Origin of the sequence: Rathayibacter sp. AY1B4 (genome assembly GCF_002932815.1) — a bacterium.
Classification (GTDB): Bacteria; Actinomycetota; Actinomycetes; order Actinomycetales; family Microbacteriaceae; genus Rathayibacter.
On sequence record NZ_PSWN01000004.1, the window covers coordinates 53,807 to 72,842 of the forward strand.

A 19,036-nucleotide genomic window follows, 5' to 3' on the forward strand; every position below is an offset into this window, starting at 1 on the left:
ACCGCAGCAGCGGAACGCCGCACACCGAGTGAGACAGCAAGGAGCACCACCGTGCCGCAGATCATCGAGACCGTCGACGTCAACGTCCCCGTGTCCGTCGCCTACAACCAGTGGACCCAGTTCGAGGAGTTCCCGCGCTTCCTCGACGAGGTCGAGTCGATCCAGCAGGTCACCGACACCCTCACCGTCTGGAAGGTGAAGGTCGGCCCCGTCGAGCGCGAGTTCGAGGCGAACATCACCGAGCAGCACCCCGACGAGCGCGTCGCATGGAACAGCACCGGCGGCGAGACCGACCACGCGGGCGTCGTCACCTTCCACAAGCTCTCCGACACCGAGACCCGCGTCACCGTGCAGCTCGACTGGGAGCCCAAGGGCTTCCTCGAGACGCTCGGGTCGCTCGTCGGCGCCGGCAGTCACGCCGTGAAGAAGGACCTGAACAACTTCAAGGAGTACATCGAGAAGCAGGGCACCCCCGACGGTGCCTGGCGCGGCGACGTCGAGGCCTGAGCCGTGACCGACGCAGCCACCTCGTCCGAGGGCGAGAAGAAGGCGAACGGTCTCGGCGACGACGAGACCATCCCGCACTCCGAGGACGGGCTGGCGGTGGGGGTCTCCGGAGACTCGCACTTCAACCCCGAGGAGGACGCTCCCGAGGAGCCCTCCGAGAGCTGACGCTCTCCTCCGGGGGGCCCGACCGCTCTCCTCCGCGAGATGCCACTTGTGCACACGACACGCCGCGAGGCGTGCGCACAGGTGGCATCTCGCGGTTGAAGGCTCAGCGCCAGGCCCGGGTGTACTGCGGGGGCACCGGCAGGTCCGCGCCGAGCTCGTGCGCCATCCGCACCGGAGCGTTCGGGTCGCGCAGCAGCTCGCGGGCGAGCAGCACGACGTCGGCGTCGCCGTTCGCGACCACGCCCTCCGCCTGCTCCGCCGTGGTGATGAGTCCCACGGCGCCGACCAGCGCACCGGTCGCCTTCCGCAGGTCGCGCGCGAACGGCACCTGGTAGAGGGGCGCCACCGGGATGCTGGCGTGCACGAGTCCGCCGGTCGACACGTCGAAGAGGTCCACGCCCTCGGCGCGCGCCCACTCCGAGACGGTGATCGTCTCCTCCAGCGTCCAGCCGCCCTCGGCCCAGTCGGTCGCGGAGAAGCGGACGAGCAGAACGAGCTCCCCGATCTCGGCGCGGACCGCGCGGACGACCTCGAGCAGCAGGCGCGCCCGGTTCTCGAGCGAGCCGCCGTAGGAGTCCTCGCGGGTGTTCGAGAGCGGCGACAGGAACTGGTGGAGCAGGTACCCGTGCGCGGCGTGCAGCTCGATCACGTCGAAGCCGGCGTCCGCGGCGCGGCGGGCGGAGGCGCGGAACGCCTCGACGAGGCCGGGCAGCTCCTCCGCGGCCAGCTCGCGCGGCTCCGCGTAGCCCTCGAACGCGACGGCCGAGGGAGCGACGGTCGGCCAGCCGCCGTCCTCCAGCGGCACGGATCCGCGTCCGCTCCACTCGCGGTAGGTCGACGCCTTCCGGCCCGCGTGGGCGAGCTGCACGCCCGCGAGCGCGCCCTGTCCGTGCACGAAATCGACGATCGGAGCCCAGGCGTCGCGCTGCTCGTCGTTCCACAGCCCCGTGTCCCAGGGGCTGATCCGCCCCTCGGGGACGACGGCGGTGGCCTCCGCGATGACGACGCCCGATCCGCCGCGCGCGAGCCCGCCGAGGTGCACGAGGTGCCACGAGGTGGGCACACCGTCCTGCGCCTCCACCGAGTACTGGCACATCGGTGCCGCCCAGAGGCGGTTGCGCGCGGTCCTCGAGCGGAGCGTCAGCGGCTGGAACAAGGCGGTGTCGGTCATGTCTCTCCTGTCGTGCTTCTCCGCGGAACGCCGCTTCGGTAGGCGATACGCCGGTGAGGGCGCACGCCGGCGGCATCTCGCGGAGGGGGTCACGTGCTCCAACCGGGAGGAGAGCCCGGCTATGCCCGGATCAGCGCGGCCAGGTCGCCCCGGGCGCGTCCTGCCAGACGGTGCTCGGCGGAGCGAGCGACTCCAGCTCCTCGAACAGCGCGTCGGGGATCTCGAGCGCGTCGTCGGCCACGAAGGAGTCGTAGTGCTCGGCGGAGGTGGCGCCGACGACCGTCGTCGTCACGCGGGGGTCGCGCGTCGAGAACTGCAGCGCGGCGGCGGCGAGCGGCACGCCCGCCCGGTCGCAGGCCGCTCCCATCGCCGCGACGGCGTCGACGATCTCGCGCGGCGCCGGCTGGTAGGCGTAGGAGGCGACCGGCTCCGGCCAGCGTGCGAGGGCGCCTCCGCCGTAGACCGCCGCGTTGACGACGATCACGCCGCGGTCCACCGACGCGTCGATCAGCTCCTCGGAGGAGCGGTCGACCAGCGTGAAGCGGTTGTGGGTGATCACGGCGTCGAACAGGCCGGTGTCGACGTAGTGGCGCAGCATCGGCGCGGGTCCGCCCGAGATCCCGATCGAGAGGGCGACGCCCGCCTCCTTCATCGCGACGAGCGCGCGGACCGGGCCGTCCTCGGCGAAGGCCTCGTCGTACGAGATGCGCTCCGGGTCGTGCAGGTAGAGCAGGGGGAGGACGTCCATACCGAGGCGCTCGCGGCTCTCGTCGAGGCTGCGGCGCATCCGCTCGGCCGAGTAGCTGCCGGTGCTCGGGTCGCGGTCGAGCTTGGTGACCACGGTGATCCCCTCGGGGACGCCGCCGCGAGCCTGCAGGGCCTCCCCGATCAGGCGCTCGCTGTGGCCGCCGGCGTACTCGTTCGACGTGTCGACGACGGAGACGGCGCGGGTGGCGGCGTCGGAGTCGAGGACGCGCTCGAGGGCCGGCACCCGGTCGAGGTCGGCGACGCGATCGGGGCGCCAGGAGGTGCCGAGGGTCAGCCGGGTGACGGTGGCGCCGGACGGGCCGAAGGGCCGGAGGCGGGAGGACTGCGGAGTCATCCGCTCAGCCTGGCAGCGCCGGGGTCCTCCCCGCATCCCGCGGAGGATGAACGGTCAGTGGACGAGAGTGCTCAGCCCGACCACGCCGAAGCCCGGAAGCATCGTCGGGAGCGTCCCGGCGGAGAGGTGGGCGATCCGGAAGACGGTGTCGGAGCGGCGCGGCCGCCTCCGAGGTCGACGCGGTGTCGTGCTCGACGGGATCCCTCCGCGGGGCCTTCCTCGGGGCGCGATGACCGGCGGCGGACCGGCGCGAGGCCGCCGTGACGGCCGGACGCGGGCCGGTGGTGCGGCCTAGGCTCGGCGCGTGACCGTCGATACCGCCGCCGCCGACTCCTCCGCCCGCTCCGCCGTGCTCGACGCTCTCGCCACTCCGGCGCTGGTGCTCGACGAGGCGGTGCTCGACCGCGACATCGCCGCCGTCGCCGCGGCTGCCCGCGAGCGGGGTCTGGCGCTCCGCCCCCACGCGAAGACCCACAAGTCGCTCGAGATCGCCCGGCGCCAGCTCGCCGCGGGGGCCGTCGGGCTCACCGTCGCGACCGTCTCGGAGGCCGAGGTCTTCGCCGCGGGAGGGATCCGCGACCTCTTCATCGCCTACCCGCTCTGGCTCGACGCCGAGCGCGCCGGGCGGCTCCGCCATGTCCTCGCGAGCGCCCGTGTGCGGGTCGGCGTCGACTCGGCGGAGTCGGCCGAGCGCCTGGCCGCGGCCCTGCCCGAGCGCGAGGGGCTCGAGGTCGTCGTCGAGATCGACTCCGGCCACCACCGCAGCGGCGTGCTCCCCGCCGAAGCCGGCGCGATCGCCGCGGCCGCCGTCTCGGCCGGGCTCGACGTCGCCGGCGTCTTCACCTTCCCCGGCCACAGCTACGCGGCCGGAAACGGAGCGGCGGCCGCCCGCGACGAGGCGCGCGCGCTCGCCGAGTCGGTCGCGTCGCTCGCGGCGTCCGGAGTCGAGGCCCGCGTGGTCAGCGGAGGCTCGACACCCTCGGCCGCGTTCGCCGACTCCTCGGTGCTCACGGAGCTGCGCCCCGGGGTCTCGGCCCTCGGCGACGCCCAGCAGTGGGAGATCGGCACGATGACGCCCGAGGACATCGCCGTCACCGTCCTCGCCACGATCGTGTCCCGCCGCGGCGACCACCTGATCGCCGACGCGGGCAGCAAGGTGCTCTCCTCCGATCGTGGCGCGGCCTCGAGCGGCTTCGGCCGCCTCCCGGAGCACCCGGAGGCGCGCATCCCAGTGCTCTCGGAGCACCATGCGACGATCACCGGAGTCGACCTCCCGGTGGGGACGCGCGTGCGGATCGCGCCGAACCACGTCTGCGTCGCGGTGAACCTGGCCGACGAGTACCGCGTCCTCCTCCGCGACGGCGGCGGCGCCGTCTGGCCCGTCGACGCCCGCGGGCGGAACAGCTAGGCGATCCGCGAGCGCGGGATCCGCAGGCCGAGCAGCGCGCTCGCCGCCAGCAGCACGAAGGCGGAGGCGAAGGCCGCGGTCGGCGACGCGGCGTCGGCGAGGGCGCCCGCGAGCAGCGGCCCGATCACGCCGCCCAGGTCGGACGCGGCCTGGAACACCGAGACCGGCTTGCCGCCGCGCTCGCCCGCGGCGTCACCGACCAGCGCACCCGGGGCCGTGCCCATGAAGGCGGCCGCCGCTCCGTAGACGCAGAGCAGCACGACGAGCAGCCACAGCTCCGAGACGAACGGCATCGCCAGCATCGCCACCGCCGCGACGGAGAACCCGCCGATCAGCGCCGGGCGCCGGCCGACCGTGTCGACGAAGCGGCCGGCGGGCGCGAGCGCGATCGTCTGCACCACCGCGGCGATCGCGAACGCGATGCCGGTCCAGGCGGGCTGCCCGCCGAGCCCCTCGACGACGAGCACGGGGACGAGCGTCGCGCGGACTCCCATCGCCGACCAGCCGAGGGCGAAGTTCGCCAGCACCGCGCTCTGGTACCGGCGGTCGCGGGCGACCTCGCGCAGGGGCTTCGTCCTCGCCGCGGCGGACGGTGCCGCGTCGCGCTCCGGCCGCTGCAGCAGGATCAGCCCGACGAGCCCCGCGATCGCGAGCGTGCCGGCGTAGAAGAAGAAGGGGGCGGTGAGCGAGATCGCCGTGAGCACGCCGCCCACCGCGGGGCCCGCCATGCCGCCGAGCAGGAAACCGCCCTGGTAGAAGCCGATCGAGCGGCCGCGCCGCTCCGGGCTCGCGGTGCGCAGGAGGAGCGTCATCGCCGCGACGGAGAACATCGCGGAGCCGATGCCGCCGACTCCGCGCAGCAGGAGGAGGTGCGGGTAGTCGGAGGCGAAGCCGACCAGCGCCGAGGAGAGCGCGACGATGCCGATGCCGACGGCGAGCACGACCCGCTCGCCGAACCGGTCGACCAGCGGCCCCACGAACGGATTCGCGACCAGCCGCATCAGCGCGAACGCCGAGACGACCGCGCCGACCGCCGTGTAGTCGACGCCGAAGCTGCGCACGTAGGTCGGCAGCACCGGCACGACGACGCCGAACCCCAGCATCACGAAGAAGGCGACGACCCCCAGCACGAGCACGTCCCGCGGCAGTCGCTCGCTGTCTCGGGAACGCCAGGGGAATCGCACCTGTCGACGCTACCCCCTGCCGCAGGCCCCACCCGACCCCGGACGGGAACCCACCGGGCAGCACGCCGGACGCGCCTGTCGGAGCCGTACCGCGCCGCGGCGCCGGTCGGCGAGCTCGGACCGGATACGGTCCTTCGATCCGTCCCGGGAGGAACCGGTGCACCGGGAGCGGACCGGGACGGACCCTCGACCGACAGGAGACCCGTGAGACGCACCACAGCTGTGCCGGCCCTGCTGGCGGCCACGCTCCTCCTGACCGGGTGCGGGAAGCCGGGAGGCGTGCACGAGGCTGCTCCCTGCGTCCCGCTCGAGCGCACGTGGAACGACTACGCGCCGGAACTCGATCCCGTTCTGCGTCCACCGTTTCGCGAAGCCCTCGAGGGCTTCGACGAGAGCTCCTCGAACTCGATCGCGTCCGACGCTGCTCGTCTCGCCACGAGCAATCTGCTCTCCGCGATCTCCGGGGATCGACGAGCGAGCGAGTACTTCTGGAACGCCATGGACCTGATCGGCCGTGAGTGCGCCGAGGCGGGAGTCCCGCTGTCGTTCGACCACCACGGCGAGCAGCTGACGACGGGGAGCAGCGCCGACCTTGGGCGCCCGCCCTGGGCTCTCGATCCGCCGCCTCAGCCGGAGAGCGGCACGATCGAGCCGACGATCCCGGAGTAGCTCACGTAGTAGAGGACGCCGTCGCGGTGGAGGACGCCGCGGCCGGGGTAGCTCTCGTCCGGTCCGTCGGGCCCGTCGAGGAAGCCCGGAGCCGCGGTGTCGTCGGCGGTGAACCCGTCGGCGAGGAGCACGGCGCTCCGGTCAGGCCACTCCGCGTCCGGGACCGCCAGCTGCCCGACCACGACCGACACGTCGCCCTGGCCGCTCCACCGGCAGAGCACCCCGTCCTCGGCGATCTCCTGCACGACGGGGTAGTCGGCGTCGTAGACCGTCGCCTCGGGCGAGAGGGCGAGACCGTCCTCGGCGAGCGACGCCTCCTCCTCGGCGGTGAGCAGGTCCTCGCAGGGGAGCAGGGCGGTGGCCGGGGTCGCGGTGGGCAGCGGAGTCGCGCTGCCGGCGCTCGCGGTCGGCACGGCACTGCTCGGCGTCGGAGCGCTCGAGATCAGCGGTGGAGCGGTCGTCGGGGCCGTCCCCTCGTCGGCGCTTCCCGTGCAGCCGCTCAGCGCGAGCAGCCCCGCCGCGCAGGCGAGCAGCGCACCGGCGCCCCTCGCGGTCGTCGTCCGGATCATCGCGAGCCCCCTCGTCCGCGGCGGCCGCGTCGCCGCCCCCTCGATCCTCTCCTCCGCTCTCGCCGGCTGTCCACCGCCCCCGGCCGACGCCGGGGCGACTACCGCTTCGGCCCCGCGCCGATCGCCCAGACCCGCGGCGGCACGGTGCCGTTGACCGCGTGGTCGCCGACGATCCGCGCCTTGAACACCCACGGATTGTGGCTCGCGGCCGTGCGCGCATTGCGCCAGTGCCGGTCGAGGTTCTTGCGGGTGCTCACCCCGGAGGCGCCCAGCGCGTCGAAGAGGTCGGAGGTCGCCCGGGTGGCCAGCTGCGTCAGGACGATCTGGGCCTGCGCCGTCTCGAGCTCGGCGAGGTCGTTCTGCCGCTCGTCCTCGAGCGGGTCGCCGTCGAGGGCCGCGTCGTGCGCCCGCTGCAGCGCGACCGCCGCGCGCTCCACGATCGCCGCTCCCGCATAGGCGGCGGCCGAGACCTGTCCCACCACCTGCAGGATCTGCGGATCCGCCGCGAACGACTCGGCGTTCCCGTGCGAGAAGATCCGCGTCCGCGTCCGCACTTCGGCCGCGATCTCGCGCTCGGCCCCCGCGATCGAGCCCGCCAGCACGGCCAGCAGCACCGCCTGGTAGAACGCGGTCTGGTAGCGGAACCGGGTCTCGAAGTCGATCACGTCCTCGGCCGCGACCACCGCCTCCGTGAAGGTGCTCGTCCCCGAGCCTGTGGTGCGCTGGCCGAAGCCGTCCCAGTCGTCGGCGTGCTCGACGCCCGCCTGGCGAGCGTCGACGATCGCGATCACCTTCTGCCCGGTGTCGGTGCGCTGGGCGAAGGTGTCGATCCAGTCGGCGAAGACGCTGCCGGTGGAGTAGTACTTCGTGCCGGTCACCGTGAACCGCGTCGGGTCGCCCTCGACCGGAGCGACCTTCGTCTGCACGTCGCCGATCGCGACCGTGCCGACCTCGGTCCAGGCGTTGCCGCCGAGCTCGCCGTCGGCGAAGCGCCGGAGCCAGCGCTCGCGGGTCCCGTCGGTCGCGAGCAGCCGGTCCTCGACCAGGGCGAAGTGGCCGCGGAGCGCCTGGGGCAGGTTGGAGTCGGCGGCGGCCAGCTCCGTCAGCAGGCGGAACAGCTGGGGGAGGCTCGCGCCGGCCCCGCCGGACTCCAGCGGCACGCGCACCGCGCCGAACCCGGCGTCCGCCAGCGCTCGGATCTGCGCGACCGGCAGCTCGCGTGCGCTCTCCCGCGCCGCCGCTCCCGCCGCGATCTCGGCGAACAGCGGCCGGAACCGCCCCGCCAGCTCCTCGTAGTCCACCTCGGGCACGGCCCGCAGATCGGTCGCGGTCATCGTCGGCTCCTGTTCCGCTGCGCCCACCCCGGGCGGCTCGTGCTCGACGGTAGGGGAGGAGCCCGGTCCGCGGTCCGCCCGTGACGCCCGGTGTCCCTCCGTGACCTCCGGTGTCCCTCCGTGACGCCCGGATCGGGGAATGCCTCGCCCCCGGGGCTGTTGGCCCAGGGGATGTCCTCCACCACTCCCGTCCCCCCGTCCGACCCCCGCAGCGCCCTCGTCGTCGGTGCGACCGGCATCGGCGGCTCCGCCCTCGTCGACCTGCTCACCGAGCAGGGCTGGCCGGTGACCGCCCTCTCGCGCCGCCCGATCGACGCGCGCCCCGGCGTCACTCCGCTCGCCGCCGACCTGCGCTCCGCCGAGGACCTGGCCCGCGTGCTCGCCGACCAGCGCCCCACGCACGTCTTCTTCACCGCCTGGTCGCGCCAGGCGACGGAGGAGGAGAACATCGCGGTCAACGGCGGCATGGTCCGCGACCTCCTCGCCGCGCTCGCGCACGCTCCCGTCGAGCACGTCGCGCTGGTGACCGGCCTCAAGCACTACCTGGGCCCGTTCGAGGCGTACGGGCAGGGCGCGATGCCCGACACCCCGTTCCACGAGGAGGAGGAGCGCCTCGACGCCCCGAACTTCTACTACGCGCAGGAGGACGAGCTCTTCACCGCGGCCGGGCGCGCCGGGTTCAGCTGGTCGGTGCACCGCTCGCACACGGTCATCGGGCACGCCGTCGGCAACGCGATGAACATGGGGCTGACCCTCGCGGTCGCGGCGTCGATCCACCGTGCCGAGGGCACCCCGTTCGTGTTCCCCGGCTCGCTCACGCAGTGGAACGGACTCACCGACATGACCGACGCGACGATCCTCGCCGAGCAGATGCTCTGGGCGTCGACGTCGGAGGCGGGCCGTGACCAGGCCTTCAACGTGGTCAACGGCGACGTCTTCCGCTGGCGCTGGATGTGGACCCGGATCGCTGAGCACTTCGGCGTCGAGCCGGTCGGCCCGGGGGAGGAGCCGCAGCCGCTCGAGCAGCAGATGGCCGATGCCGAGCCCGTCTGGCGGCGCCTCGTCGACGAGCACGGGCTGATCGAGCCCGACCTCTCCCGCGTCGCCTCCTGGTGGCACACGGACGCCGACCTCGGCCGGAACCTCGAGGTCGTCACCGACATCGGCAAGTCCCGCCTCGCCGGCTTCACGGCGTTCCACCGGACGGTCGACTCGTTCACGGCGCTCTTCGACCGCTACCGCGCGGAGCGCCTGATCCCCTAGCCCGTCGGCCCTCATCCGTCGCCGCTCCGTCGTCCGCCGGACACCCCGTCGACACCCCTCGTCTCCCCGCCGTGCCTAGCGTCACGGCATGGCGGCGAGCGGATGATCGAGCGGGTGGACCCGTTTCTGGGCACGGAGGCGACCGCGCTCCCGGAGCCGACGGGGCTCGCAGCGACGTGGTGGTCGCCGAAGCCGCAGATCGGGAACACGCACCCCGGAGCCACCTACCCCCTCGGCATGGTGTCCGCGTGCTCCTACTCCGGCGCCTATCCGACGGGCTACGGCCGCTACGACCTCGCGCTCGAGGGGGTCCCGCCGACGCTCCACGACGGCCTCGAGGCGAGCGGATTCACCCACTTCCAGCAGTCGGGCACCGGCGCGATCCGCAAGTACTACAACTACCTGCGGGTCACGCCGATGCTCGAGCCGCTCGACGAGCTCGGGCGCAGCTGGGCCCTCGAGGACGAGGTGGCGGAGCCCGGCTACTACGCGGCGACCCTCTCCTCCGGCGTACGGGCCGAGCTCACCGTCGGGCCCGCCTCCGTGGTGCACCGCTACACCTTCCCCGAGCACCGCAGCGCCCGCGTGGTGGTCGACCTCTCCCTCGGGGGTCTGGCGATCCCGAGCGGAGCGACGGTGCCGCTGCGCGCGCAGCTGCACTCGATCTCGCCCGGCGTCGCGGCCGGCGAGGTCGTGATGGAGGGGGCGCCGCTCGCGGTGCACCTGGAGTGCGACGCCCTGCAGTGGCGGCAGATGCTCTGGTACGACCGCCGGCTGATGCCCGGCGGGACCCGGCTCGACTTCGACCACATCCGTCCCACCACGCTGCGCCCCTTCGGGCTGATGTGGGCGGGACCCAGCACGGCCGGGCAGACCGTCGAGCTCCGGATGGGCTTCTCGCTGCGGGGCACCGACCGCGCCCGCGAGAACCTGCATCGCGACGTCCCTCCTGCGGGCACCGGGTTCGACCAGCGCCGTGATCGCACCCGCAAGACGTGGCGGAAGCGCCTGCGCACGATCGCCGTCGACACCCCGTCCGCCGAGCGCGAGACGGTCTTCTCGACCGCGCTCTACCACTCGCTGATCAAGCCGTGCCTCGCTCCCTCCGAGAGCCCGTTCTGGCCGACGGACGGACCCTTCGTCTTCGACATCAGCACGATGTGGGACATCTACCGCACTCAGCTCCCGCTGCTCACGATGCTGCTGCCCGAGCGGGCGGTCGAGATCGCGGCTGCGCTCCTCACCATCTGCGAGGAGGAGGGCAACTTCCCGATCGGCTACCGGATGGCCAAGGGCAGCGACCGGTTCTCGCGCCAGGGCAGTGCCCTCGCGCACACCTTCCTCGCCGACCTCTGCCGGCTGGGGCTGCCCGGGGTCGACTGGGACGCCGCTCTCGTGCACATGAGCGAGGACCTCAAGCGGATGTACGGCGAGGAGTTCCTCGCCGCGGGGGAGGCTCACCCGATCAGCCACACGCTCGACCTGGCGCACGGCTACTGGTGCACAGCGGTCGTGGCCCGCCACGTCGGCGATCTCGAGCTCGCCGAGCAGCTCGAGGAGCGCGCCGCGCAGTGGGTGAACGCGTTCGACCTCCGCTCCGGCCTGCTCGAGGACTCGACGTACTACGAGGGCACCCGCCACAACTACTCCTTCCGCCTGCTGCACGACATGGCCGGGCGCATCGCCCTCAGCGGAGGGGACGAGGGCTTCGTCGCTCAGCTGGACGAGTTCTTCGGCTACGGAGCCGAGCCGGTCGTCCAGCCCGGGCTGCGCCCCGAGCGGAGCGAGATGCTCGCGGGAGCCGAGCTCGGACGCTTCGAGGGGCTCAACAACGAGCCCGACATGGACTCGCCGTGGGCGTACCACTACGCGGGACGGCCCGACCGGACCGCCGAGATCGTGCACGGCGTGCTGCACCAGCGGTTCGGAGCGGGCCGGGGCGGCCTGCCGGGGAACGACGACTCCGGCGGCCTCAGCTCCTGGTACGTGTGGGCGAGCCTCGGGCTGTTCCCCGTCGCCGGGCAGGGCCTGGTGCTGGTCAACGCGCCGAGCTTCGCGCGCGCGTCGGTGGCGATCGGAGGGGCCGACCTCGAGATCCGGACCACCGGCTTCGTCGAGCCCGAGGCGGGTGGGCCGGTCCAGTACGTGCAGTCGGCCGAGTTCGACGGCGCGCCCCTCCTGACGAGCGTCCTGACCGCGGCCGCCCTCCATCGCGGCGGCGAGCTGCTCCTGCACCTCGGTCCGGAGCCCTCCGACTGGGGGACCCTGCCCGAGCACCGGCCGCCCTCGTGGCCGGCGCGCCGGCACTGACCCCCGCTCGCTGTCACCCCCGCTACCACCGACCCCGCGCGTCCGGCCTCCGCCGCCGCACCCGACCGACGACCCCTGAAGGAGACCCATGGACCAGAGCACGCACGCGAACACCGTGCAGAACAGACTCGTCATCGTCGTCCGCGCCGATCCGGTGATCTGCGGGCACTCCGTCGAAGCGCGCAATCTCGCCGAGACCGCCCGGGAGCGCGGATTCGACGAGGTCCGGATCGTCACCTGGCCGATCGACCGGCTCGAGGCCGCGGGCCTCCCGCTCAAGCCGCTCGACGCTGTGCTGCCCTACAGCGACGGCATCGTCGTGGAGCGGCCGGGACCCGTGGGCGACTACAAGGTCCCGGACGGCCGCTGGCTGGCCGGGATGACCGGACGCCTGATCGAGCTGTTCACCGACGGCGTCCCGACCGTCTGCCTCTCGCTCTACCTGAGCCCGCACACGCTCGTCGTGGCCGACGCCCTCCGCGCCGCCTGGAGCACCGGCCTCCCCGTCGAGGTGACCACGATCGCCGAGGCCGTCGGCTCCGACGTCACCAACGTGGTCCGCCGGGCGGTGGAGGAGGGCCGGCTGGGCGCCGCCGCCCACATCCTCTCCTCCTACCTCTCGCAGGATCACTGCGTCGCGGTGTCGGAGTACACGCGCGACCTGATCATCGAGGAGGCGGAGCGCGTCGACGCCGCGCACGGGACGCGCTTCGCTCCGCAGTGCCGGGAGCGCATCGCCGTGTCCTACCCGGCGATCGACGCGGACGCCTACCTCGACCTCGACCCCGGCGTCGTCGAGGAGGTCGTGCGGGCCCGCGGACTCCGGACCGACGGCTACGTCCTCTTCCTCTCGCGCCTGACCGAGGCGAAGGGCGTGGAGGACCTCATCACCGGTTACGAGCGCAGTGCCGTCCACGAGCGCCACGAGCTCGTCATCGCGGGTCGCGGTCCGCAGGAGGCGGAGCTGCGCCGGATCGCGGCGGCGTCGCCGCTGGCGCACCGCATCCGCTTCCTCGACGACGTCGGCGACGCGGAGAAGCCCTTCCTGATGGCGGGCTGCGCGGCGTTCGTGCTCCCGAGCAAGCCGCGGCCCGAGTTCGTCGAGACCTTCGGCATCGCGCTGGCCGAGAAGATGCTCGCCGGGGGCGGCCCGATCATCACCACGCTGACCGGCGGCATCGGCGAGGCGATCGGCGAGCACGCCTTCGTGACCCCGGTCGACAGCCCGGACACGATCGCCGCGCTCCTCGACCACGCCGTCCTCGAGCTCAGCGCCGACGATCGCGCACGCCGAGCGGCGGCCGCCCGGGAGTACGCCCTGCAGTTCGATCGGCGGGTCGTTTTCGATCGCCTCTTCGCCCGCCTGGCGCGGCCCGCCGTGGCGACGGCGGCGCTCTAACGGCGGGAGTCCGGAGAGGCCGTCGCTGCGGCGCCCCTCGCGATGAGCACGTCCGGCGAGAGCTGGTGGCGCACGAAGCGGAGGGTGAAGCTGCGGCGGTCTCCTCCGGAGACCCGCTCGGCGAGGACGCGGATGCCGAGGACGGCGACGACGCGCCACTGCTCGGTCTCGTGGGCGACGACGGCGCAGAAGAGGTCGCCCGGGCGCACCTCGTCGACGGTGGTGGTGAGGTTGTTCGTTCCGTGGGTCATCTGGCCGCTCCTGGTTCCGGCGGACCTCGCGGACGGCGCTTCGGGTGCGCCGCGCAGCCGTCCGCCGGTCGCTCGAGAGGGGGGCCCGAGCGGCCGGCGGCCGGTCATGCGTGCGACAGCAGGGACGAGCCCGCCGGAACGACCCCGTGCCGCAGGAGCAGTGTAGGACTGCGACCCTGACCGTGGCGCGGAATGTCAACCACTTGCGAGCGCGCTCCCGGGGTTCTCAGACCCGGAGACGACGGAACCCGCCTCCCGGGCGGGAAGGCGGGTCGTGTCGGTGTGCGGCGGCGGAGCCTGATCGGGAGCGGCTCCGGCGCGGAGGGTCAGGCGGCGGGCTCGGCGCGGCGCAGCGGAACGGCGGCGTTGCTCGTCGGCTCGGGCACGATGCGGAGGCCGGCGCCGCTGTTGGCGCGCTCCATGAGGGCCTCGACCCACTCCGGGTTGATCGTGGGCTGGCGGCTGCCCTTGAACTCGAACTGGATCGGGATGGTCGGGTGCATCCACACGCCGCGGCGGCCGGTGCCGGCCTGGGGGCTCGCGTCGAGGGTGAGCAGGAAGCGCTCGTCGCGGCGGAACTTGTTGATGATGACGATCTGGAGGTGGGCGAGGGCGCGGTCCTCGACCTCGATGGCGGCGGGGGGAGTGCCGTACAGGATGTTGCCCATGGTGTGCTCCGATCTGACGTGCGAGTGGCTGACGTCCGTCACTCTATATCGCTAGAAAGACTTCCTACTAGTTGAGCTAGCTACTTACGTCGCGGAGTGCGTTTTCTGTCCATCGCCGCCGGACGACTCGATTCTCCGACGGATCCGGGGCGCGGCAGAAGACCCTCGGAGTGAACTCCCGGGGACGCGCGGCCACGGCCGCGGGGACGCCGGTCAGGCGCGGCGCTGCTCCAGCACGCCGTCGGCGTACTCGCCGATCGGCTCGCCCGCGAGCTCCTGGGCGGCGTCGACCGTCTCGGAGTCGGCCGGGCGCTCGACGATGTCGCGCATCGTCTGCAGGAAGCGGATGACGGTCCCGGCCTCGGAGGGGTTGAGCGTCTCGGCCGCCTCGAGCATGCGGCGGTGCATCTCGTCGAGCGTCTCGCGCACCTCGCGGTGGGAGGTGGGAGTGGCGACGATGCGGATGGCGCGGCGGTCGCTCGGGTGCGGCTCCCGGACCACGTGCCCGCTCTTGACCAGCCGGTCGATCAGCACGGTCGTGGAGGCGGAGGAGATGCCGAGGTAGGAGGCCAGGTCCTTCGGGCTGACGTGCACGCCCTTCTGCTGGCGGCGCATGAGGAACTGCACGGCCAGCAGGTCGTTCTCGCCCATGCCCATGGATCCGCGGGTCCGGCGGCGCATCGCGGCCTCCGCCGTGCGGAAGGCGCGCATCGCGGCGAGGACCTCCACCGCTCCGGGCTCGGTCGCCTCACCCGAGAACCAGAAGGCCCCGGGTCGCTTCAGCGTGACCTCATCCATGACGAACAGTCTAGACAGTCTCGTAGCAAGAACATCTAGACAAGCCAACCTCTCCCGAGGTGCTTGCCTGGAAGGGCGGCGACCACTACGAAGGGACTACTAGTTAGACGAGCTAGTGACTCATTCCCGAAGGGAGCTGCCCGTGCTGGACGAACTCGACCGCCTGCAGCCGCTCCCCGCCGACGTCGTGGATCCGCTGGTCGGCTCCACCCTGGCCGGTCGCTACCTCGTACTCGAGCGGGTGGGGGAGGGCGGCAGCGCCGTCGTCTACCGCGCTCGCGACCTCCGCCTCGCCCGCCAGGTCGCGGTCAAAGTCCACCGCGACGTCCCGGACACACCCAACGAGCGGGCGCGTCGCGAGCGCGAGATCCGCTTCCTGATCGACTCGAGTCACGCCTCCGTGGTGGACGTCCTCGACCAGGGCGAGATCCCCGGCGAGGAGGGCGACCTCGCGTTCCTCGTCCTCGAGTACTTCGACCGCAGCGACCCGGCGGCCGACTGGTTCGGCTCCGGCGATCCGCGGCTCATCGCGGAGGTCGGGGCTCAAGTGGCCGATGCTCTCGCGCACCTCCACGCGCAGGGCGTCCTCCACCGCGACGTGAAGCCCGAGAACGTCCTCGTCCGCTCGCGCGCCACCGCATCCGGCTTCTCCGCGCACGAGGCCAAGCTCAGCGACTTCGGGATCGCCCGCTCGGTCGACGACGCCCGGCTCACCCGCTCCGACGTGCTGGTGGGCACCGCTGCGTACCTCAGCCCCGAGAGCCTCGGCTCCGGCCCGGTCGGACCGGCGTCCGACGTCTACTCGCTCGGGCTGGTCCTCCTCGAGGCCGTCTCGGGCCGCAGGGCCTACACCGGCACGACGCTCGAGATCTCGATCCAGCGCCTCCACCACGCGCCTGTCGTCCCGGACACGGTCCCGGCGGAGTGGCGCGAGCTGCTGACCGCGATGACCGCTCTCGATCCGGCCGACCGCCCCTCCGCCGAGGAGGTGGCACGCCGGCTCTGGGCGCGCCTGGCCGGCGGCCCCGCCGCAGCCCCCTCCCGCAGCGGAGTCACGGGCACGGTCGCCCTCGTCGCCGCGGGCCTGGTCGGCGCGGTGACGGCCCTCTCGCTCACCGGCTGGCTGGGCTGAGCGCCCCGAGCGGTCCTCGTCCGCTCAGGTTCCTCGCGAGCGTGCTCCCGTAGGCTCCGGGCGACCCTCGACCGACCCCGAGCCGCGTCGCCGCGGACCGAACGGAGCCGATCCCATGAGCCCCCGCCGCCTCTTCCGCCTGCTGTCGATCGTCGAGGCGGTGACCTGGACTCTCCTGATCGTGGGGATGCTGCTGAAGTACGCGGCCGGAGCCGGCGACTGGCCGGTGAGCGTCGCCGGGCCGATCCACGGGTTCGCGTTCCTCGCCTACGGAGCCGCGGCCCTGGTGCTCGCGGTGAACCAGCGGTGGTCGGCGGGCGCGACGGCGCTCGCGGTCGTCAGCGCGGTCGTGCCCTACGCGACGGTCCCGCTGGAGCGCGGCTTCGAGCGCCGCGGCCTGCTGGAGGGACCGTGGCGGACGCACGCGACGGACGACCCGCGCGACCGGCGCGTAACGAGCCGGCTCCTCCGCTGGGCTCTCGCGCGGCCCGTGCTCGCCGGGGCGCTGGTCCTGGCTCTGGTCGCCGTGGTCTTCGCGGCGCTGCTGGTGGTCGGCCCGCCCGGGGGCGGCGAGGCCTGATCCCGCGCGCGGCGTGCCTCAGACGGGGCGCGTCTCCGCGTCGATGAGGATCTCGGCGGCGCGACGCGCGTGCAGGGCGGCCTCCGGGGTTCCGGCGATGGCCGCGGTGGTCTGGGCGCCCTCGGCGAGGATCGCGAGCTGCGCGGCGAGCTCGGCGCCGCCACCCGCCTCCTCGGCGAGGGTCGCGAGGAAGCGCTGGAACGTCTCCTTGTGGTCGCGCGCCATCTCGGCGACCATCGGGTTCGACGAGCCGAGCTCCCCGAAGGCGTTGATGAAGCCGCAGCCGCGGAACGAGTCCTCGGAGAACCAGTCGAAGAGGAAGTCGTAGATCGCGAGCAGCTTGCCGCGAGGTCCGTCCGCCGCGGCGACCCGGGTGGTCACGCCGAGGGTCCACTGCTCGTGCCGGCCGTGCAGGACGGCGACCACCACCGACTCCTTGCTCGGGAACTCCGAGTAGAGGCGCTTCAACGAGACGCCCGCGGCCGTGCGGAGCTCGTCCATCCCGACGGACTGGATGCCGCGCTCGTAGTAGAGCCGGTCGGCGGCCGCGAGGATCGCCTCGCGGGGAGGGCGCTCGTCGAGGATCGGGGACATCCCTCCATGGTAGGCGGTACCAGAACGGGCGTTCTCGGTCGGCTGCCGCGCTCTCCGCAGGGGATCCGGGGGTCGGACGCTGCTGCTAGCGTCGCGCTCGGGTGCGCGGGCGCCCGGGAACGGGAGGCGGACGCATGGTCGTCGCGATGCAGGCCGAGGGATTCGACGGGCCGGAGGCGCTGCGCGCCGTCGAGGTCGATCCAGGGGAGCCGGCGCCCGGCAGGGTGCGGATCGCGGTGCGCGCAGCGGGCGTGAACCCGGCCGACGCGAAGCTCCTGCGCGGGATGTTCGGGCGCGGACGGGTGCCGGTCCGGCCGGGCAGCGAGGTCTCCGGAGTCGTGACCGCGGTCGGCGAGGGGGCCGAGGGGCCGCTCGGCCCGATCAGAGTGGGCGACGAGGTCGTGGCGTTCCGGGTCTCCGGCGGCTACTCCGCCGAGCTGGTCGCGCCCGCGAGCGCGGTCCTGCCCAAGCCCGCCGGGCTCGGCTGGGCGGCGGCCGCGGGCCTGCTGCTGGCCGGGACGACCGCCGACCACCTCGTCGAGGCCACCCGCGTCTCCTCCGGGGAGACCGTCCTGGTGCACGGGGCGAGCGGGGCCGTCGGCTCGCTCGCGGTGCAGCTCGCGGTCGCCCGCGGAGCACGGGTGCTGGGCACCACGAGCGAGCGCGGCGAGGAGGCCGTCCGCCGCTTCGGCGCGGAGCCGGTCCGCTACGGCGCCGGGCTGGAGGAGCGCGTGCGCGCCCTGGCCCCCGGCGGCGTCGACGTCGCGCTGGACACGGCGGGCACCGACGAGGCGCTGGACGCCTCGGTGGCTCTGGTCGCCGACCGCTCGCACATCGCCACCGTCGCCGGCTTCGAGCACGCCGCCCGCCTCGGCGGGATCCTGATGCTCGGCGGCGGACCGGGAGCCGATCCCGGCACCGCGCTCCGCGACGCCGCCCGGCCGGGCCTGCTCGACCGCGCCGGTCGCGGGGAGCTCGAGGTCGTGCTCGGGCCCTCCTTCCCGCTGACCGAGGCGGCCGCCGCGCTCGCCCTCGTCGAGTCGGGCCGCGCGCGCGGCAAGACGGTCCTGCTCCCCTGAACGAGACGTCCTCCCTCGACCTGCCGGCCCTCGGGCCCTTCGACTCAGCCGGCGCCGCGAGCCTCCTCCGCAACCACGCCCTCCCCGGAGTGGAGCGGGTCTCGGCCGACGGCCGGCGCCTGGATCGCCTGCTCACCCTCGACGGGGCGCCGCGGCCGATCGCGCTCGAGGTGACGGAGACCGGGCTGCGGGTGGAGGCGGAGCCGGACGTGCTGACGCCGGCGGCCGCGGTCGTCCGTGCCTGGTTCGACCTCGACTCCGACGTGGTGGCGATCGGCGCCGAGCTCTCGCGGGACCCGCTGCTCGCCCGCTCCGTCGCGGCCCGGCCGGGGCTGCGCGCGACGCAGTACCCGGAGGCGTTCGAGGCGGCGGTGATGGCGGTCCTCGGCCAGCAGGTGTCCGTCGCCGCGGCCCGGACCTTCGGCGGACGCACCGCCGCGGCCTTCGGCGCCCCGGGGGAGCGCGGTCTGCTGGCGTTCCCGGCACCCGCCGCCCTGCTCGCGCCGGAGTTCGAGGCGCTGCGCTCGGCGATCGGGATCACCAACGCCCGGGCGCGGACGGTCCGGGCCGTCGCCGAGGCCTTCGCCGCCGGACCCGTGCTCGACCGCGCGGGCGACCTGCCGGAGCAGCGGCGCGCGCTCCTCGCGATCCCCGGCATCGGGCCGTGGACGGCCGACTACCTCGCGCTCCGGTTCCTCGGCGATCCGGACGCCTTCCCCGCCGGCGACCTGGTGCTGCGGAAGGCGCTCGGCCGGGTGAGCACGGCGGAGGCGGAGGCGGCGTCGCAGGCGTGGCGGCCGCATCGGGCGCACGCGGCGTTCCACCTGTGGGCGAGCACCGGAGCGGTCTGAGC

Annotated in this window: 20 protein-coding genes; 11 read left to right on the forward strand and 9 right to left on the reverse strand. The window is 73.7% G+C overall.

Going from position 1 to position 19,036, the window contains the following annotated elements; translation table 11 throughout:
* Positions 1 to 51: 51 nt before the first annotated feature.
* Positions 52 to 507, forward strand: coding sequence for an SRPBCC family protein (locus C5D66_RS03585; RefSeq protein ID WP_104224157.1), 456 nt, complete (start codon positions 52 to 54; stop codon positions 505 to 507).
* 3 nt (positions 508 to 510) lie between these two features.
* Positions 511 to 672 (forward strand): hypothetical protein, encoded by a 162-nt coding sequence (locus tag C5D66_RS17025; RefSeq protein WP_167299017.1) that lies wholly within the window; start codon positions 511 to 513, stop codon positions 670 to 672.
* 103 nt (positions 673 to 775) lie between these two features.
* On the opposite strand, the gene C5D66_RS03590 is transcribed toward C5D66_RS17025, so the two are convergent.
* Entirely contained in the window at positions 776 to 1,843 is a 1,068-nt protein-coding gene (locus C5D66_RS03590) for an NADH:flavin oxidoreductase/NADH oxidase (protein WP_104254884.1), read from the reverse strand.
* Positions 1,844 to 1,973: 130 nt separating this feature from the next.
* Complete coding sequence (locus C5D66_RS03595; protein ID WP_181067918.1) at positions 1,974 to 2,945, reverse strand: aldo/keto reductase; 972 nt, start codon at positions 2,943 to 2,945, stop codon at positions 1,974 to 1,976.
* A gap of 304 nt (positions 2,946 to 3,249) precedes the next feature.
* Between C5D66_RS03595 and C5D66_RS03600 the strand changes: the two genes are divergently transcribed.
* Positions 3,250 to 4,353, forward strand: coding sequence for an alanine racemase (locus C5D66_RS03600; RefSeq protein WP_258061247.1), 1,104 nt, complete (start codon positions 3,250 to 3,252; stop codon positions 4,351 to 4,353).
* On the opposite strand, the gene C5D66_RS03605 is transcribed toward C5D66_RS03600, so the two are convergent.
* Positions 4,350 to 5,537, reverse strand: coding sequence for an MFS transporter (locus C5D66_RS03605; protein WP_244229579.1), 1,188 nt, complete (start codon positions 5,535 to 5,537; stop codon positions 4,350 to 4,352). The two genes, C5D66_RS03600 and C5D66_RS03605, sit on opposite strands and share 4 nt — an antisense overlap.
* 204 nt (positions 5,538 to 5,741) lie before the next feature.
* Here C5D66_RS03605 and C5D66_RS03610 point away from each other — a divergent pair, with 204 nt between their 5' ends.
* The gene (locus tag C5D66_RS03610) at positions 5,742 to 6,206 is read left to right on the forward strand and encodes a hypothetical protein (protein ID WP_146079252.1); all 465 of its coding nucleotides are present in this window, start codon (positions 5,742 to 5,744) and stop codon (positions 6,204 to 6,206) included.
* Here the strand turns inward: C5D66_RS03610 and C5D66_RS03615 are convergent.
* Together C5D66_RS03615 and C5D66_RS03625 are read right to left on the reverse strand one after the other, a co-directional pair.
* The gene (locus C5D66_RS03615; RefSeq protein ID WP_104254881.1) at positions 6,164 to 6,775 is read right to left on the reverse strand and encodes a hypothetical protein; all 612 of its coding nucleotides are present in this window, start codon (positions 6,773 to 6,775) and stop codon (positions 6,164 to 6,166) included. The genes C5D66_RS03610 and C5D66_RS03615 overlap by 43 nt on opposite strands.
* 98 nt (positions 6,776 to 6,873) lie before the next feature.
* The gene (locus tag C5D66_RS03625; protein WP_104254880.1) at positions 6,874 to 8,109 is read right to left on the reverse strand and encodes an acyl-CoA dehydrogenase family protein; all 1,236 of its coding nucleotides are present in this window, start codon (positions 8,107 to 8,109) and stop codon (positions 6,874 to 6,876) included.
* A gap of 171 nt (positions 8,110 to 8,280) precedes the next feature.
* On the opposite strand from C5D66_RS03625, the gene C5D66_RS03630 reads away from it, so the two are divergent.
* From C5D66_RS03630 to C5D66_RS03640, 3 genes are all read left to right on the forward strand, one after another.
* Positions 8,281 to 9,372, forward strand: coding sequence for an SDR family oxidoreductase (locus tag C5D66_RS03630; protein ID WP_104254879.1), 1,092 nt, complete (start codon positions 8,281 to 8,283; stop codon positions 9,370 to 9,372).
* A gap of 114 nt (positions 9,373 to 9,486) precedes the next feature.
* Positions 9,487 to 11,682: a glycoside hydrolase domain-containing protein gene (locus C5D66_RS03635; protein WP_258063912.1), complete on the forward strand. Its 2,196-nt coding sequence runs from the start codon at positions 9,487 to 9,489 to the stop codon at positions 11,680 to 11,682.
* Between the two features lie 88 nt (positions 11,683 to 11,770).
* Positions 11,771 to 13,081, forward strand: coding sequence for a glycosyltransferase (locus tag C5D66_RS03640; RefSeq protein WP_104249746.1), 1,311 nt, complete (start codon positions 11,771 to 11,773; stop codon positions 13,079 to 13,081).
* On the opposite strand, the gene C5D66_RS03645 is transcribed toward C5D66_RS03640, so the two are convergent.
* The 3 genes from C5D66_RS03645 to C5D66_RS03655 all read right to left on the reverse strand — a co-directional run bounded on the left by C5D66_RS03645 (position 13,078) and on the right by C5D66_RS03655 (position 14,798).
* Entirely contained in the window at positions 13,078 to 13,332 is a 255-nt protein-coding gene (locus tag C5D66_RS03645; protein WP_104254877.1) for a hypothetical protein, read from the reverse strand. The two genes, C5D66_RS03640 and C5D66_RS03645, sit on opposite strands and share 4 nt — an antisense overlap.
* Positions 13,333 to 13,658: 326 nt before the next feature.
* A complete protein-coding gene (locus tag C5D66_RS03650) occupies positions 13,659 to 14,000 on the reverse strand; it encodes an ATP-dependent DNA ligase (protein WP_104224199.1) in 342 nt (113 codons plus the stop codon).
* Between the two features lie 213 nt (positions 14,001 to 14,213).
* Complete coding sequence (locus tag C5D66_RS03655) at positions 14,214 to 14,798, reverse strand: MarR family winged helix-turn-helix transcriptional regulator (protein ID WP_104224167.1); 585 nt, start codon at positions 14,796 to 14,798, stop codon at positions 14,214 to 14,216.
* Positions 14,799 to 14,940: 142 nt separating this feature from the next.
* Here C5D66_RS03655 and C5D66_RS03660 point away from each other — a divergent pair, with 142 nt between their 5' ends.
* Together C5D66_RS03660 and C5D66_RS03665 are read left to right on the forward strand one after the other, a co-directional pair.
* Positions 14,941 to 15,930, forward strand: a complete 990-nt coding sequence (locus tag C5D66_RS03660) for a serine/threonine-protein kinase (RefSeq protein ID WP_181067919.1) — start codon at positions 14,941 to 14,943, stop codon at positions 15,928 to 15,930.
* A 115-nt stretch (positions 15,931 to 16,045) separates the two neighbouring features.
* The gene (locus C5D66_RS03665) at positions 16,046 to 16,510 is read left to right on the forward strand and encodes a DUF3817 domain-containing protein (protein ID WP_104225947.1); all 465 of its coding nucleotides are present in this window, start codon (positions 16,046 to 16,048) and stop codon (positions 16,508 to 16,510) included.
* Positions 16,511 to 16,528: 18 nt separating this feature from the next.
* Here C5D66_RS03665 and C5D66_RS03670 read toward each other — a convergent pair whose 3' ends face one another.
* A complete protein-coding gene (locus tag C5D66_RS03670) occupies positions 16,529 to 17,104 on the reverse strand; it encodes a TetR/AcrR family transcriptional regulator (protein WP_104224170.1) in 576 nt (191 codons plus the stop codon).
* A gap of 134 nt (positions 17,105 to 17,238) precedes the next feature.
* On the opposite strand from C5D66_RS03670, the gene C5D66_RS03675 reads away from it, so the two are divergent.
* Together C5D66_RS03675 and C5D66_RS03680 are read left to right on the forward strand one after the other, a co-directional pair.
* Complete coding sequence (locus C5D66_RS03675; RefSeq protein WP_258061249.1) at positions 17,239 to 18,183, forward strand: NADP-dependent oxidoreductase; 945 nt, start codon at positions 17,239 to 17,241, stop codon at positions 18,181 to 18,183.
* 20 nt (positions 18,184 to 18,203) lie between these two features.
* Positions 18,204 to 19,034 carry a DNA-3-methyladenine glycosylase gene (locus C5D66_RS03680; protein WP_258061256.1) on the forward strand — a complete coding sequence of 277 codons (831 nt, stop codon included), beginning with the start codon at positions 18,204 to 18,206 and terminating at the stop codon, positions 19,032 to 19,034.
* Positions 19,035 to 19,036 lie beyond the last annotated feature (2 nt).